At 60.6% G+C, this 15,165-nt stretch carries 18 protein-coding genes; 14 read left to right on the top strand and 4 right to left on the bottom strand.

The window, feature by feature from the left end; all coding sequences use genetic code 11:
• Positions 1-2: 2 nt before the first annotated feature.
• The 4 genes from nqrF to sthA are packed head-to-tail and all read left to right on the top strand — an operon-like array spanning position 3 to position 3,949.
• Positions 3-1,226: an NADH:ubiquinone reductase (Na(+)-transporting) subunit F gene (gene nqrF, locus B7O88_RS13235; RefSeq protein WP_088276482.1), complete on the top strand. Its 1,224-nt coding sequence runs from the start codon at positions 3-5 to the stop codon at positions 1,224-1,226.
• A gap of 1 nt (position 1,227) precedes the next feature.
• Positions 1,228-2,250 (top strand): FAD:protein FMN transferase, encoded by a 1,023-nt coding sequence (locus B7O88_RS13230; protein WP_088276480.1) that lies wholly within the window; start codon positions 1,228-1,230, stop codon positions 2,248-2,250.
• A gap of 3 nt (positions 2,251-2,253) precedes the next feature.
• Positions 2,254-2,496: a (Na+)-NQR maturation NqrM gene (nqrM, locus tag B7O88_RS13225; RefSeq protein WP_088276478.1), complete on the top strand. Its 243-nt coding sequence runs from the start codon at positions 2,254-2,256 to the stop codon at positions 2,494-2,496.
• A 55-nt stretch (positions 2,497-2,551) separates the two neighbouring features.
• Positions 2,552-3,949 (top strand): Si-specific NAD(P)(+) transhydrogenase, encoded by a 1,398-nt coding sequence (sthA, locus tag B7O88_RS13220; RefSeq protein WP_088276476.1) that lies wholly within the window; start codon positions 2,552-2,554, stop codon positions 3,947-3,949.
• A 12-nt stretch (positions 3,950-3,961) separates the two neighbouring features.
• Here sthA and B7O88_RS13215 read toward each other — a convergent pair whose 3' ends face one another.
• The 3 genes from B7O88_RS13215 to B7O88_RS13205 are packed head-to-tail and all read right to left on the bottom strand — an operon-like array spanning position 3,962 to position 5,567.
• Positions 3,962-4,693 (bottom strand): glycerophosphodiester phosphodiesterase, encoded by a 732-nt coding sequence (locus tag B7O88_RS13215; RefSeq protein WP_088276474.1) that lies wholly within the window; start codon positions 4,691-4,693, stop codon positions 3,962-3,964.
• A 6-nt stretch (positions 4,694-4,699) separates the two neighbouring features.
• Positions 4,700-4,993, bottom strand: coding sequence for a phosphodiesterase (locus tag B7O88_RS13210; RefSeq protein ID WP_088276472.1), 294 nt, complete (start codon positions 4,991-4,993; stop codon positions 4,700-4,702).
• A gap of 13 nt (positions 4,994-5,006) precedes the next feature.
• Entirely contained in the window at positions 5,007-5,567 is a 561-nt protein-coding gene (locus tag B7O88_RS13205) for a PilZ domain-containing protein (RefSeq protein WP_088276470.1), read from the bottom strand.
• 112 nt (positions 5,568-5,679) lie between these two features.
• Between B7O88_RS13205 and B7O88_RS13200 the strand changes: the two genes are divergently transcribed.
• Both B7O88_RS13200 and lolD read left to right on the top strand, forming a co-directional pair.
• Entirely contained in the window at positions 5,680-6,924 is a 1,245-nt protein-coding gene (locus B7O88_RS13200; protein ID WP_088276468.1) for a lipoprotein-releasing ABC transporter permease subunit, read from the top strand.
• Complete coding sequence (lolD, locus tag B7O88_RS13195) at positions 6,917-7,597, top strand: lipoprotein-releasing ABC transporter ATP-binding protein LolD (protein WP_088276466.1); 681 nt, start codon at positions 6,917-6,919, stop codon at positions 7,595-7,597. Before B7O88_RS13200 ends, lolD begins: the two co-directional genes overlap by 8 nt.
• Before the next feature lie 4 nt (positions 7,598-7,601).
• Here the strand turns inward: lolD and B7O88_RS13190 are convergent, their stop codons facing one another.
• Positions 7,602-8,132 (bottom strand): DUF2062 domain-containing protein, encoded by a 531-nt coding sequence (locus B7O88_RS13190; protein ID WP_088276617.1) that lies wholly within the window; start codon positions 8,130-8,132, stop codon positions 7,602-7,604.
• A 102-nt stretch (positions 8,133-8,234) separates the two neighbouring features.
• Between B7O88_RS13190 and B7O88_RS13185 the strand changes: the two genes are divergently transcribed.
• From B7O88_RS13185 to murB, 8 genes are all read left to right on the top strand, one after another.
• Positions 8,235-10,478, top strand: a complete 2,244-nt coding sequence (locus B7O88_RS13185) for a DNA internalization-related competence protein ComEC/Rec2 (RefSeq protein WP_235005801.1) — start codon at positions 8,235-8,237, stop codon at positions 10,476-10,478.
• Between the two features lie 84 nt (positions 10,479-10,562).
• Positions 10,563-11,246 carry a MotA/TolQ/ExbB proton channel family protein gene (locus B7O88_RS13180; RefSeq protein ID WP_088276464.1) on the top strand — a complete coding sequence of 228 codons (684 nt, stop codon included), beginning with the start codon at positions 10,563-10,565 and terminating at the stop codon, positions 11,244-11,246.
• Between the two features lie 2 nt (positions 11,247-11,248).
• Positions 11,249-11,683: an ExbD/TolR family protein gene (locus B7O88_RS13175; protein WP_088276463.1), complete on the top strand. Its 435-nt coding sequence runs from the start codon at positions 11,249-11,251 to the stop codon at positions 11,681-11,683.
• A complete protein-coding gene (lpxK, locus tag B7O88_RS13170) occupies positions 11,680-12,702 on the top strand; it encodes a tetraacyldisaccharide 4'-kinase (protein ID WP_235005798.1) in 1,023 nt (340 codons plus the stop codon). The genes B7O88_RS13175 and lpxK overlap by 4 nt, the downstream gene beginning before the upstream one ends.
• Before the next feature lie 3 nt (positions 12,703-12,705).
• Complete coding sequence (locus tag B7O88_RS13165; protein WP_088276460.1) at positions 12,706-12,891, top strand: Trm112 family protein; 186 nt, start codon at positions 12,706-12,708, stop codon at positions 12,889-12,891.
• A 2-nt stretch (positions 12,892-12,893) separates the two neighbouring features.
• Positions 12,894-13,652 carry a 3-deoxy-manno-octulosonate cytidylyltransferase gene (gene kdsB, locus B7O88_RS13160; protein WP_088276459.1) on the top strand — a complete coding sequence of 253 codons (759 nt, stop codon included), beginning with the start codon at positions 12,894-12,896 and terminating at the stop codon, positions 13,650-13,652.
• Positions 13,649-14,116: a low molecular weight protein-tyrosine-phosphatase gene (locus B7O88_RS13155; RefSeq protein WP_088276458.1), complete on the top strand. Its 468-nt coding sequence runs from the start codon at positions 13,649-13,651 to the stop codon at positions 14,114-14,116. Before kdsB ends, B7O88_RS13155 begins: the two co-directional genes overlap by 4 nt.
• Positions 14,110-15,132 carry a UDP-N-acetylmuramate dehydrogenase gene (gene murB / locus B7O88_RS13150; protein ID WP_088276457.1) on the top strand — a complete coding sequence of 341 codons (1,023 nt, stop codon included), beginning with the start codon at positions 14,110-14,112 and terminating at the stop codon, positions 15,130-15,132. The genes B7O88_RS13155 and murB overlap by 7 nt, the downstream gene beginning before the upstream one ends.
• Positions 15,133-15,165 lie beyond the last annotated feature (33 nt).

Genomic DNA, 15,165 nt, shown 5'->3' with positions numbered 1-15,165 from the left:
TGATGAACATGGAAATCTATCTGGGCGTCGGGATGTTTACCGCGATCGTGCTGTCGCTGGTGGCCATCATTCTGATCGCCCGTTCCAAGCTGGTCAGCAGCGGCGATGTCACTATCGACATCAACGGTGAGCGCAAGGTCACTGTGGCTGCCGGGTCCAAGCTGCTTAATACCCTCGCCAGCAATGGCGTGTTTCTGTCGTCTGCCTGTGGCGGCGGCGGTACCTGCGCTCAGTGCAAGTGCATCGTGAAAAGCGGTGGCGGCGAAATGCTGCCGACCGAGGAGTCGCACTTTACCAAGCGTGAAGCGAAGGAAGGCTGGCGTCTGTCCTGCCAGACTCCGGTCAAGCAGGATATGGAAATTGAAGTGCCTGAAGAAGTCTTCGGCGTGAAGAAGTGGGAGTGCACTGTCGCTTCCAACCCGAACGTCGCAACCTTCATCAAGGAACTGACCCTGAAACTGCCCGAAGGTGAGAACGTTGACTTCCGAGCCGGTGGTTATGTGCAGCTGGAATGCCCGCCGCACACCGTCCACTACAAGGATTTCGACATTCAGCCGGAATTTCGCGGTGACTGGGACAAGTTCAACCTGTGGAAGTACGTATCGAAGGTCGATGAGACGACTATTCGTGCCTATTCCATGGCGAACTATCCGGAAGAGAAGGGTCTGGTGAAGTTCAACATCCGTGTGGCTTCGCCGCCGCCCGGTCGTGATGACCTGCCGCCCGGTAAGATGTCCTCCTGGGTGTTCTCGCTGAAACCGGGTGACAAGGTTACCGTGTACGGTCCCTTTGGTGAGTTCTTTGCGCGTGATACCGACGCCGAGATGGTGTTTATCGGTGGCGGCGCCGGCATGGCTCCGATGCGTTCGCACATCTTCGACCAGCTCAAGCGCCTGCATTCCACGCGCAAGATGAGCTTCTGGTACGGCGCGCGCTCGCTGCGCGAGGCGTTCTATGTCGAAGAGTACGATCAACTGGCGGCCGAGAACGACAACTTCCAGTGGCATCTGGCTTTGTCCGATCCGCTGCCTGAAGACAACTGGGAAGGCCCGACCGGCTTTATCCACAATGTCCTGTTCGAGAACTATCTGAAGGACCATCCGGCGCCCGAGGACTGCGAGTTCTACATGTGTGGACCGCCGATGATGAACGCATCCGTGATCAAGATGCTGCAGGACCTGGGTGTCGAACCCGAGAATATCCTGCTCGACGACTTCGGCGGCTAGTATGCGGCTGAGCGTTATCCGGCCCGTTATTGCTGTTGCCCTGGCAACAGCCCTAACGGGCTGTTTCAATTCTGTGGACCCGGTTGCAGAAATATACGGTGCAACCATGGGCAGTACCTATTCGATCAAGTGGGTGCCGGTCGATGATTCGCCGGATGTCGAGACCCTGCAGGCCGATATTGACGCCATGCTGGCGCGTTTTGACGATGAAGTATCGACCTGGCGCTCCGATTCCGACCTGGCGCGTTTCAATGCGGCACCGGCCGGGACCTGTATGGATATGCCGGAGTCGGTTCTGACACTGGTTGCTCTGACAGACCGGCTGCATAAGGAGAGTGGCGGAGCATTTGATATTACCGTGGCGCCATTGCTCCAGCTTTGGGGCTTCCACGGCGACCCTCAGTTACAGAGCGTGCCAGACCCGCAGGCACTTGCCGAGACAATGCAATCGGTTGGCCAGCAGCATCTGCACCTGCAGGGCACCCAGCTCTGCAAGGATCGTGCGTTAACCGTCGACCTGAGCAGCGTGGGAGCTGGCTACATGGTTGACCGGGTAGCTGAACGACTTGAGCAGTTCGGCATCAAAAGCTATATGGTGGAGTTGACCGGTGAGCTCAAGGCCGTTGGCCGCAAGCCCGGTGATCGGCCTTGGCGTATTGCCATTGAAGAGCCGCGCGACGACAACCGTGTCGCCCAGATCATTGTCTCGCTTGACGGCGAGGGGGTTTCGACCTCTGGAGATTACCGCAATTATTTCGAGCTCGACGGACAGCGGTTTTCGCATACCTTCGATGCTCGTAACGGGCGTCCGGTGATGCATCGCCTGGCGTCGGTAACCGTGCTTGATCCGTCTGCCGCGAAGGCTGACGGGCTATCTACCGTGCTCATGATCATGGGCGAAGAGGCAGGATGGAAATATGCGCTGGCGCATGATATCGCCGCGTTTTTTGTTGTTCGCGAGGGTGACACGTTCGAGTCCAGGGTGACGCCCCGCTTTGATGCCCTGACCCCGGGCAAGGAGTAAAACATGGTTTGGTTAATGGCCTTTATGGTGATGCTGCTGTGTGTGGCCGGCATGGCTGTGGGTGTCATGATGGGCCGCAAGCCGATTGCCGGCTCCTGCGGTGGGATCGGTGCGGTAGGTGTCGACAAGGCCTGCGGCATTTGTGGTGGTGATGTCACCAAGTGTGAGGAGGCCAGTGCCAACGCCGGTGCGCCGCAGCGTCCGCTTAATGCTGATCTTGCCCGCGACGCGACCAAGGTCGACTAGTCGCTGTTGGTGACGCGTGGCACCCTCTTTTTGCGAGATACAAGGAACAGACTGAATGGCCGTATACAACTACGACGTAGTGGTGCTGGGCTCCGGCCCGGCGGGTGAGGGCGCGGCGATGAATGCCGCCAAGCATGGTCGCAAGGTGGCTGTGGTTGAAGAACGTCGTGAAGTGGGCGGTAATTGCACCCATCTTGGCACCATCCCGTCGAAGGCGTTGCGTTATTCGGTCAAGCAGATCATTCAGTTCAACACCAATCCGATGTTCCGGCAGATTGGTGAACCGCGCTGGTTCTCGTTTCCGGACGTTCTGCGCAGTGCCGAGAAGGTGATGAACAAGCAGGTGGCTTCGCGCACCAGCTACTACGCACGCAACCGGGTTGACGTGTTCTTTGGCAAGGGCAGCTTTGCCGACGAACATACCATCGAGGTGGTAGACGGCTCCGGCGCGGTGGAAAAGCTGATCGCCAAAGAGGTGATCATTGCCACCGGCTCGCGTCCATATCGTCCGGCTGACGTTAATTTCAGTCATCCGCGTATCTATGACAGTGACACCATTCTCAAGCTCAACCATACACCTCGCACGCTGATCATCTATGGTGCCGGTGTCATTGGTTGCGAGTACGCTTCGATTTTCTGTGGTCTTGGGGTCAAGGTTGACCTGATCGATACCCGTGATCGGCTGCTCAGCTTCCTCGACGATGAGATCTCCGATGCGCTGAGTTATCACCTGCGCAACAGCAGTGTGCTGATTCGCCATAACGAGGAGTATGAAAAGATCGAAGGGCTGGACAACCGAGGCGTTGTCCTGCAGCTCAAGTCCGGCAAGCGGCTGAAGGCCGATGCATTGCTGTGGTGTAACGGGCGTACCGGCAACACCGATGGACTGGGCCTTGAGAACGTGGCTCTGCATCCCAATGGCCGTGGTCAGCTGGAAGTGGATGAAAACTACCGCACCAGCGTGCCGAATATCTATGCGGTCGGTGATGTGATCGGCTGGCCAAGCCTGGCCAGTGCAGCCTTTGACCAGGGGCGTTCAGCGGCGGGCAATATTGTCAGCAATGACGGCTGGCGCTTTGTCGATGACGTGCCGACGGGCATTTACACGATTCCTGAAATCAGCTCGCTGGGTAAAACCGAACGGGAGCTGACCGATGCATGTGTGCCGTATGAGATTGGCCAGGCCTTTTTCAAGAGTATTGCGCGTGCGCAGATCAGTGGTGAGCCGGTCGGCCTGCTGAAGATCCTGTTCCACCGCGAGACGCTCGAGGTACTGGGTATCCATTGCTTTGGCGACCAGGCCGCCGAGATCGTGCACATCGGTCAGGCGATCATGAACCAGAAAGATGGCGCCAACACCATCAACTACTTCGTCAATACTACGTTCAACTATCCGACCATGGCCGAAGCCTACCGGGTGGCTGCGCTGGATGGCCTGAACAGGCTGTTCTGAGTGTTCGGGGCGCTATGCGCGCCCCTGATTGATTACCTTCACCGCCAGTGACGGCAGGTCGGTAATCAGGCTGTCGACCCCCATTTCGGCAAGTCGCTGCATGAGCGCAGCGTCGTTGACTGTCCATACCGACACGTGAAGTCCGGCCGCCTGCGCTGCACGCAGGCGCTGTTGGCTGCATAGTTTCCAGTTCAGAATCAGATAGTCGCAACCGTAGCGTCGAGCGCTTTTTACCGGATCCAGCAGTCCGTATTCTTCGACCAGCCCGGTTGGCAGCATGAAGTTGCTGCGCCTGGCATAGCGCAGTAATGTTCGGCTGGAAGAGGTGACGACGGCCTTGTTGTGCAGGTTGTATCGTTCGGTCAGCGTGGCGATGGCGTCCAGCACGATTCGTGACTGACGCTCTGAACCGCTCTTTACCTCAAGCTGGTAATGCTCGATTTCCGGGCATTGCTGCAGGAGTTGGGCAAGGGTGGGTATCGCACAGGGCGTCTGCCAGCCGGGCAGACCGAAACGCGCGTCGATGCGCGACAGCTCCGCTGCCGTATGCTGGGCAACCTTGCCGCGCAGGCCGGTTGTCCGTTTCAGGGTCGGGTCGTGAATGACGACCAGTTGCTGATCGGCGGAAAGATGAAGGTCCAGTTCGACCCGGGTAACGCCTGCCTCGAGCGCCTTGCGAAAGCTGGGCAGGGTGTTTTCCGGTGCTTCTGCCCGTGCACCGCGGTGGCCGTAAATCAGTGTCATGTCGGATCAGGGGGCCTTTGGCGTATGCTGACGCACGCTGTCGATGACCTTGTCATACTCGAAGTAGACACTGAAGCCCGGATAGTCCCAGCGGGTAATTGGCGGTTGGCCGACCGCAGCGTGGCGCTTGCTCGGTTCCCCCCAGCGCGCAGTGACGCTGTCAAAACTGGCGCCACGCTGCGGCAGGGGCGTGTGCTGGCTGCCGGCCTGCTCGCCGACGGGAATGCGCAGGGTATCTGCCTGGGCGGCGCCGGCCAGAGCCAGGCAGGCGCATAACAGCAATGAAGGGGTAGCTTTCATCTCGGAGGTCCTTTCAGGTGGATTTGGCGGCGCGTATGTCCTGTGCCTGCTTCTGCAGAATATGCCGCGCCAGCAGCTGACGCTGGGCGTCATTGATCAGGTCAAAGTTCAGTGCGACATGCCAGCGGCCGGGTGAGCCAGTTGGTTCGCAGCGCACGACCCGGGCCGGAATGGCCAGGCCCAGTGGTGCAGGCAGCAGGACCAGGCGCGCAGCTACCCAGCTGTCGGCCGGGTAGGCCACACTGCTTTCGAAATCGACACCGCCTTCGCTCAGGGTAACGCCTTGCGGCTCGCCCAGGTCATCGCCCAGCTCAAGGGCCAGCGTCTTGCCAAGCAGATCGATGCGTTTGTTGATGATCTTGAGGTATTGGGCCAGAGCCCTGTCACGCTCACTGATCTGCCGCAGCAGATGCTGCGACTCGTAGTCGAGCATGTGCAGATCGGCAAGCAGATTGAACAGGGCGCTTTGCCTGGCCCCCAGGTCATCTTCCGGCCCGGCAATGGGCTTGCAGTCCAGGTGAATGTGATCCTGAATACGAAAGAACTCGCGGCTGTCTTCGTGGTCTGTGTGCATGGCGATTCTCTATTCGCGCCGTCGGCAGGCGCTGACCAGACTGTGATGTTCAGTGTAACATGTCGCTCAAAATCCACCGGCTGCGGCTGGAGCATAAGGTAAACCGCTTTTCATGTTCAGACCTTTACCCTTTTTTATCGGCCTGCGCTATACCCGCGCCAAGCGGCGAAATCATTTCATTTCCTTCATCTCGCTCATTTCCATGCTCGGGCTGACGCTGGGCGTCATGGTCATGATCCTGGTGCTGTCGGTGATGAACGGCTTTGATCGGGAGTTGCGCACACGGATTCTCGGTATGGTGCCACACGCCACAATCAATGGTTACCAGCCGATCAGTGACTGGCAATCGCTGGCCGAGCGCTTCGAGCAGAATCCGAAGGTGGTTGGCACTGCACCCTTTATTCAGCTTCAGGGCATGTTGACGCACAACGGCAGCGTTGCGCCGGTGCTGGTCAACGGTGTCGAGCCGCAGGCAGAGAAGCGCGTCTCGATTCTGGAAAACCACATGCAATCGGGCTCGCTGGATAATCTGGCGGCAGGAGAGTTCGGCATCGTGATCGGCGAGCTGATAGCCAAGCGCTTCAACGTGGCGGTTGGTGACAAGCTGACATTCGTGCTGCCTGAGGCCTCGGTTACCCCGGCGGGGGTCTTTCCGCGACTCAAGCGCTTCACCGTGACAGGCGTTTTCAAGGTGGGTGCCGAGCTGGACAGCTCGCTGGCCATGATTCACGTTGATGACGCTGCCCGGCTCAGTCGCTGGGAACCGGGCCAGGTCCAGGGCGTTCGGCTGAAATTGAAGAACCTGTTTGAGGCTCCGCAGGTGGCCTGGGACCTGGTGCGTGAACTGCCGGGTGACTACTACGCCCAGGACTGGACCCGTACGCACGGTAACCTGTTTGCCGCGATCAAGATGGAAAAGACCATGATTGGTCTTCTGCTGATGCTGATCGTCGCAGTCGCTGCGTTCAATATCATTTCCACCCTGGTTATGGTGGTGACCGACAAGAAGGCGGATATCGCGATCTTGCGGACCCTGGGCGCCACGCCAGGGGCGATCATGGGGATATTTATGGTGCAGGGCTCGCTGATCGGTGTGGTGGGCACCCTCAGTGGCGGTATTCTGGGCGTGCTTGCCGCGCTGAATGTCTCCGAGATAGTCGCCTGGCTTGAGCGCGTGCTGGGTATTCAGTTCCTCAGCTCGGATGTGTATTTCATCAGCTACCTGCCATCCCAGCTGATCTGGAGTGATGTGGTCGTCATCTGTGTGACGGCACTGAGTCTCAGCTTCCTTGCTACCCTCTATCCCGCCTGGCGGGCCTCACGAACCGAGCCTGCGGAGGCGCTGCGCTATGACTGATCTGGTTCTCGAATGTCGGGATCTGTGCAAGGACTACGCCGTCGGGCCGCAGAATTTGCGGGTACTGAATAATGTTCAGCTGCACCTTCAGCGTGGCGAGCGTGTGGCCATTGTCGGCAGCTCCGGGTCCGGCAAGACGACGCTGCTCAATATGCTTGGCGGCCTGGATACACCGACATCAGGCGAGGTGCGACTGGCCGGGCGACAGCTGTCCGCCCTGAAAGAGGTGGAGAGGGGCCGGCTGCGCAATGAGGAGCTCGGGTTCGTCTATCAGTTTCATCATCTGCTGCCGGAGTTCAGTGCGCTGGAGAATGTCTGCATGCCGCTGCTGATCGGTCGCACGCCGATTGCCGAGGCGCGTGAGCGTGCAACAGCCATGCTGGAGCGTGTTGGGTTGGGCAAGCGCATCGGGCACAAGCCGGCGGAGCTGTCAGGTGGCGAGCGGCAGCGGGTTGCCATTGCCCGTGCCTTGATCAATAAGCCTGCCTGTGTGCTGCTCGACGAGCCGACCGGTAATCTGGATCAGGATACTGCCGAGAGTGTCCAGCAACTGATGCTGGAACTGAGTCAGACGCTGCAGACGGCATTTCTGGTAGTAACCCACGATCTTGCGCTGGCTGCGCAGATGGATCGTACCCTCACCCTGCGTCAAGGCCAGTTGCTGTCGGCCTGAGGCTTCACTCCTGCGATTGGCGACGACGTCGCAATTTGCGTCGTTGCCAGTTGCGTGACACCCACATGCGCCAATACAACAGCGTCAACACGTAACCCAGTGCTGCGACGACGGTACCGACCACCAGCGACCCCAGCAGCAGGGGTTGCCAAATGTGATGCAGTTCAGCCATCAGCCAGTTCACTGACAGCTCCATCGGCATGCTGCGCTCGGATGCGCCAAGCAGCAATACGCCGACCTGATACTGGGCGAAGAAAATCGGCGGCATGGTGACCGGGTTGGTCAGCCAGACCAGACTGACCGAAATTGGCAGGTTGGAGCGCGCGATAATGGCGATGGCAGCGGCAACGGCCATTTGCATCGGTATTGGCATCAAGGCTACGAACAGGCCAACCGCCATGGCGCGTGAGACGCTGTGTCGGTTCAGATGCCACAGATTCGGATCATGCAGCAAATTACCCATGAACTGCAGGGATTTGCTGCCCTTGATACGGTCGGGGTGGGGCATCATGCGTTTGAGGAAACGGCGCGGCATCGCAGGGTTCGGTCTGGCTGGCGTGGGCCAATTATGCATGGAATGTCGGGCGGGCACTACTGCCTGACGGCTAAAGCAAAACAGGATGTTTGCGTGAATGAGATGCGCCTGCTGCTGTTCAGCCTGCTGGCAGGGCTGCTCTGTCCGCTGCTGTTCTCGGCTCTGCCGCCCTGGCAGCCGTTTGCATTCGGCTTCGTGCTTTTGCTGGTGTTCTGCTGTCTTCGGCCAGCAGCGGCAGTCCGGCCTGTTATGGCATTCCTGCTGGCTTTTTGCTGGGCCCTGTTCAGTCATCAGCTGCTGCTTGATCGGCGCTTGCCCGAGGCACTGGATAATCAGCGTATTCAGCTCAGTGGTCGCATCGACTCATTACCCACACAGACGGAAACAGGCTGGCGCTTTCTGCTGCGCGATGTACGCGATGCGAGTGGGCAGGCTTTGCCGAACATGCGCCTGCACTGGTGGGGTGGAGAGCCGCTGGCGGCGGGGGAACACTGGCGGTTTGAGGTACGTCTGCGGCGGCCTCGCGGTATGCGTAATCCCGGCACGTTCGATTACGAAGCCTGGTTGTATGCCCAGGGCATTGGTGCAGTCGGCAGTGTGACAGCTGGCCAGCGCATTGAGCCTGCTCCGGGCTGGGGGCAGTGGCGCGATCGACTGCAGGCCCGCCTGGCCGGCTCGCTTGAGGCTGTTGAGGGCGGGCGGCGGCTGCTGGCCTTGCTGACGGGGGACCGTCAGGCGCTTGACCAGGCGGATTGGGATCGACTGCAGACAACCGGTACAACCCATCTGCTGGTTATCTCCGGCCTGCATGTCGGCATGCTGGCGGCAGCGGTGTTTGCCCTGACTGCCCTTGTCCTGCGTTACCTTCCGCTACGCTGGTCACGCCCTCAGCTGTGGTTGAGCGCACCTGTCGCCTTGCTGGCAGCGGCCGGATATGCCGGACTTGCCGGTATGGAGGTACCGGTTCAGCGTGCACTGCTGATGTGCTCGCTGGTGTTGCTGCTGAAGCTTTGGCGGCGTCAGTTGCCGGCCATTGAGCTGTGGCTGGCGGCGATGGTCATGGTCACCCTGGTCAATCCTGCTGCACCGCTGCGGGCGGGTTATTGGCTGTCCTTTATGGCGGTGGGGCTGCTGTTACTGGGGATGGGAGGTCGGCTGCACGTCCGTGCCCCATGGTGGCGCTGGGGACGCTCGCAATGGATTGCCTTCGCAGGCCTTTGGCCCTGGTTGCTGCTGTGGGGGATGCCGGCCAGTACCGTCGCCATGGGCGTCAATCTGCTGGCAATCCCCTGGGTCAGTCTGCTGATTGTGCCTGCAGCTTTGCTTGGCGCTGTGCTTGACCTGCTTTTCGGGGTGGATCTGCTGCTTCTGCTGGCGGCCCGCCTGCTCAATCTGCTGATGCTTGCGTTGGACTGGGTGGCGCAGTGGGGCGCTGTGCTGCATCTGCCGTTCCCCGGCTGGCTGGCCTGGATGATTGGCCTGCTGGGTGTGCTGATCTGGCTGTTGCCGGTTGGGCTGTTGCGTCCGCTCGGGGTGTTATGTGTTCTCCCCTTGTTGCTGCCCCAGCACGAGCGTCCGCTGGTGGGCGAGGCGCGTGTGGTCGTGCTGGACGTGGGGCAGGGGCTGGCGGTTCTGGTACAGACCGCCCGCCACGATCTGTTGTACGACGCTGCCGCACGGCATGCCAGCGGATTCGACCTGGGTGAGGCGGTTGTCGCCCCGGGCTTGCTTGGTCTGGGTGTCCGTCAGCTGGATCTGCTGCTGTTGAGTCATGCTGATACGGATCATGCCGGCGGCGCGGTTGCCGTCATGCAGCGGCTGCAACCGCACCGGGTGATCAGCGGTGAGGCCGAGCAGCTGCCTGCGGTGCTGGCGGCTGTGCCCTGTTCTAACGGGCAGGAGTGGGTCTGGGACGGCGTGCGCTTTCGCCTGTTGCAGGCGCAGAACGAAGGGGAGGACGGCAATGCGCGCTCCTGCGTTCTGCAGATATGGGCAGGCCAGCGCTCTGTGCTCTTGCCAGGTGATATCGGCAAGGCGGACGAGCTGCAATTGCTGGCGCAGCTGGCGCCCGCTGATGTGTTGCTGGCGCCCCATCATGGCAGCCGCAGCTCTTCCAGCTATGCCTTCATCAGGCGTCTTGAGCCGCACTGGGTTGTCTTCAGCGCGGCCTATCATAACCCCTTCGGACACCCCCATCAGCAGGTTGTGGATCGGTACCGCGAATTGGGCAGTGAAGCAATTTATACTGGCAGCGCCGGTGCGGTCAGCTTTATCCTGAGCCCGGATCGGCCGCTTGTTCCGGAGTGGCGCTGGCGCGACAGGGCGCGGCGTTTCTGGCATGAATAACAAACAGTAGTGCGCTGCTTGCGCGGGCCTTTGAGCCGGCTCGCTGTGCTAGAGTAGGCAACGTTTTTGGGGGAGGGATCGCTTGTGTGGGAATTGATCAGTTCTGGCGGATGGTTGATGTTGCCCATCATCCTGTCGTCAGTCATCGCGGTGGCCATTGTTATCGAGCGTCTATGGACGCTGCGCAGCGGCAGAGTGGCGCCGGTCAACCTGCTTGGACAGGTCTGGCGATGGGTCAAGGATGGTCAACTGGACTCGACAAAACTCAAGACGCTGCGCGCCGACTCTCCGCTGGGTGAGATTCTGGCTGCGGGGCTGGCCAACTCGCGTCATGGTCGCGAGATCATGAAAGAGTGTATCCAGGAAGCCGCCGGCAAGGTGGTGCACGAACTGGAACGCTACCTCAATACCCTGGGGACCATTGCAGCCATTACGCCGCTACTCGGCTTGCTGGGTACCGTGATCGGCATGATTGACGTGTTCAGCGCGATCATGATCCAGGGTACGGGCAACACCGGCGTGCTGGCTGGCGGCATCTCCAAGGCGCTGATTACAACGGCAGCCGGCCTGACGGTCGCCATTCCTGCCGTGTTCTTCCATCGCTTCTTCGTGCGCCGCGTGGACGAGCTGGTCGTCACCATGGAGCAGGAAGCGACAAAGCTGGTTGAAGTCATGCAGGGTAACCGCGAGGTCGACTTTAACGGCAACGGCAACGGCAACGGCAACGGCAACGGCCGCAAGGTTGCGACCGGCGCAAAGGGGGCCTGAGCGTGAACTTTCGCCGGCAGAAGATAGAAGAGGTCAGCGTCAACCTGACACCGCTGATCGACGTGGTGTTTCTGCTGCTGATCTTCTTCATGGTGTCCACCACCTTTACCCGCGAAACCCAGCTGAAGCTTGATCTGCCGGAGGCCGTATCGGGTGAGCGGGTGGAAGACCGTACCGTCAAACAGCTGGAACTCACCATCAACGCGGCAGGTGAGATGGCGTTGAATGAACGCACCCTGATCAGCTCCGACCTGAAGACCCTGATGGCGGCGCTGCAAAAAGAGTCCGCAGGTGACAGCCAGATCCCTCTGGTGATCAGTGCAGACGCCCAGACCCCGCACCAATATGTCATTACCGCCATGGACGCCGCCGGTCAGCTCGGTTTCAATCGCCTGCGCCTGACCACCAGTGAAGCCGAGGCGGACGCGCAGCAGTGAGCGTGCCCTCGCTGGAGCAGCGGTTGCTGCGTGCCTGGTATGACAAGGCTGCCTGGCTGGCTCTGCTGCGGCCTCTTTCTGCCCTGTATCGCTGTCTGGCGGTGCGTCGCAGACAGGCTTATCTGACCGGTGCGCGCGCGCACTGGCAGCCGCCAGTGCCGCTGATCGTGGTTGGCAACATCACGGTAGGCGGCACTGGCAAGACGCCGATGGTGGTGTGGCTGGTCGAGCATCTGCGTGCGCGTGGCTATCGGGTTGGGGTGGTCAGCCGTGGCTACGGCGCCAGGCCGCCGAGTTATCCGTGGAGCGTGTCTGCCACCGATGATCCTGCGGTCTGTGGTGACGAGCCAGCCTTGCTGGTCCGCCGCTGTGGCGTGCCGGTGGTGATTGACCCCGATCGGCCCGCCGCTGCGCGTCATCTGCTCGCCACCACGGATGTAAACCTGATTATCAGCGACGATGGTTTGCAGCATTACGCGCTGGGGCGCACTGTCGAGCTGGTCATGCTGGATCAGCAGCGTGGGCTTGGTAACGGGCGCTGTCTGCCTGAGGGGCCACTGCGTGAGCCGGCCGAGCGACTGGAGTCGGTTGATCTGGTGGTCAGAAATGGCGCCGCCGGCGATGCGGTCGATGGCTTTGGCATGCAACTGTTGCCTCGGGCACTGGTCAATCTGGTAACCGGGGAGCGGGTTGCCGCGGCGCGCTGGTCCGGGCCACGTCAGGTGACCGCCATGGCCGGCATCGGCAATCCGCAGCGCTTTTTTCGCACCCTCGATGACCTGGCCTTTGATTTTGATACCCGTATCTTTCCCGACCACGCGCATTACGACGCGTCCATACTGTCGGTTCTTCCGACGGACCGCCCGGTGGTGATGACCGAGAAGGATGCGGTGAAGTGCGCGCCGCAGGCGCAAGAAAACTGGTGGTATCTGAGTGTTGAGGCTCAATTGAGTGAGGCTTTCGCGGCGGCGCTGTACCGCCTGGTGCCTTCTCCTTCCGATGAAATCAAGCAGGAGTAACTGATGGACCCTAAATTGCTGGATGTGCTGGCTTGTCCCCTGTGCAAGGGGCCGCTGGTGCTGAGTAACGACAAGCAGGAATTGTGGTGCCGCGCCGACGGCCTGGCGTTCCCCGTGCGCGATGGTATTCCGGTGATGCTGGAAACCGAAGCGCGGGCTCTGGATGCCGATGAAAAGTTGGGTGACTGAACATGTTCCACGTCATCATCCCGGCACGTTATGCCTCCACCCGGTTACCCGGCAAGCCATTGCAGCTGATTGACGGCAAGCCGATGGTCCAGCATGTCTGGCAGCAGGCGTGCAAGAGCGGTGCAGCCTCGGTGATTGTGGCCACCGATGATCAGCGCATCATGGATGCCTGTGCTGCTTTTGGCGCCAGGGCAATCATGACCCGGGCGGACCATCCGACCGGGACTGATCGCCTGCAGGAAGTAGTGAGTCAGCTGGGTCTGCCGGACGACGCCTGTGTGGTCAATGTGCAAGGTGATGAGCCGATGATTCCGCCGGCGGTCATTGATCAGGTGGCGGCCAACCTGATCGCGGCGCAGGACGCAGGTATCGCTACCCTTGCTGAGCCGATTCACGACAGCGAGACCCTGTTCAATCCCAATGCAGTCAAGGTGGTTTGTGATCATCAGGGCTACGCGCTGTACTTCAGTCGAGCGCCCATGCCCTGGTGTCGTGATCAGTTTGCAAACGGCCCGGCGGCGCTGCCGGAGGCCATTCCGTTCCGTCGCCACGTGGGTATCTATGCCTACAAGGTCAGCTTCCTTCATGCCTACGTTGGCTGGCCTGCCAGTCCGCTGGAAACGGCCGAGTCACTTGAGCAATTGCGGGCGCTCTGGTTCGGTACCCGTATTCACGTCGCCGATGCCTGCCAGACATTGCCGGCTGGTGTCGATACCGCCGAGGATCTTGAGCGGGTGCGGGCACTGCTGGGGTCGGCATGACTCGAGTTCTGTTTGTTTGTCTGGGCAATATCTGTCGCTCGCCTACTGCGCAGGGTGTGTTCGAAGCCATGCTCGCCGAGCGCGGGCTGCAGGCGCACTACACCGTGGACTCGGCCGGTACCGGCGGCTATCACGCCGGCGAGGCGCCTGATCGCAGGGCCCAGCTGGCAGCCCGCCGCCGCGGTTACGATCTCAGTGCCCAGCGTGCCCGCGCCGTGTGCGCAGACGACTTTGAGCAGTTCGACCTGATACTGGCGATGGATCGCAGCAACCTGGAGAACCTGTTGCGGGTCGCGCCAGCCAACTGTGCGGCCCGAATTCGGCTGTTCATGAGTTATGCGCCGTCCTTGCCCGCAGAGGTACCCGATCCGTATTTCGGTGGTGATGAAGGCTTTGAGCAGGTGCTGGACATGCTGGAGGCGGCCTCCGCCGGGCTATTGGATGAGGCGCACAACGGATGCTGACGCTGGAGACCAACGCTGACCTGCAGCCGTTCAACACGATGGCTATTCGCGAACGCGCTGAGTATCTGGTGCGGGTGGAATCTGACGTCGAGCTGCGCGAAGCGCTCGCGCAGGCTGACGCGCATGGCTGGCCGGTTACCCTGTTGGGAGGTGGCAGCAACATCGTGGTGGCCGGTCCTGTTTCGGGGCTCGTCGTAGTGATGTGCAGTCGGGGGCGGCGGATTTTGCAGCGTCGGGGCAGTGACGTGCTGATCGAGGCCGAGGCAGGGGAGAACTGGCATCGTCTCGTGGGCTGGTCGCTGGATCTTGGCTTGAGCGGGCTGGAGAACCTGGCGCTGATTCCGGGTACGGTGGGCGCTGCGCCAGTGCAGAACATTGGCGCCTACGGTGTCGAAGTGCGTGATCTGTTTGATAGCCTGGATGCCCTTGATCGCGAGACCGGCGAAATTCGCTGCTTTACCCGTGATGCGTGCGATTTTGCCTATCGTGACAGCGTGTTCAAGCGTGCCGCCGGACGTTTTGTCATTCTCCGTGTTCGCCTGCGTTTGCACACACGTGCTCAGTTGCGAGTGGATTACGCGCCGCTCGCTGCGGCCTGGGCGTCGACGGGCCTGAGTCGGCCGGATGCAAGGGTTGTCGCCGAGCTGGTCATGTCGATTCGGCGAAGCAAGCTGCCGGATCCGGCAGTCGTGCCCAATGCGGGAAGTTTTTTCAAGAATCCACTGGTCCCTGGCTTGGCGGCAGATCAGCTCGCCACCCGGTTCCCGGCGATGCCGCAATTTCCGCTGGCTGACGGACAGGTAAAGCTGGCGGCGGGCTGGTTGATTGATCAGGCGGGCTGGAAGGGCTATCGAGAGGGGTCGGTCGGCGTGCACAGTGAGCAGGCGCTGGTACTGGTCAATCCCGGCGGAGGTAGTGGTGCCGAGGTGCTCGGGCTGGCCGAGAAAATCAGGCACGACGTGTTTCAGCGTTACGGTGTAATGCTTGAGCAGGAGCCGCCGGTGGTCGGTCTCTAAACTTGGTGGTGAAGATATTGGGCGCATAAAAAA

This window comes from Halopseudomonas aestusnigri (assembly GCF_002197985.1).
GTDB lineage: Bacteria > Pseudomonadota > Gammaproteobacteria > Pseudomonadales > Pseudomonadaceae > Halopseudomonas > Halopseudomonas aestusnigri.
Note: the sequence above shows the minus strand (reverse complement) of the source record. Positions and strands in the feature narration are given on the sequence as shown.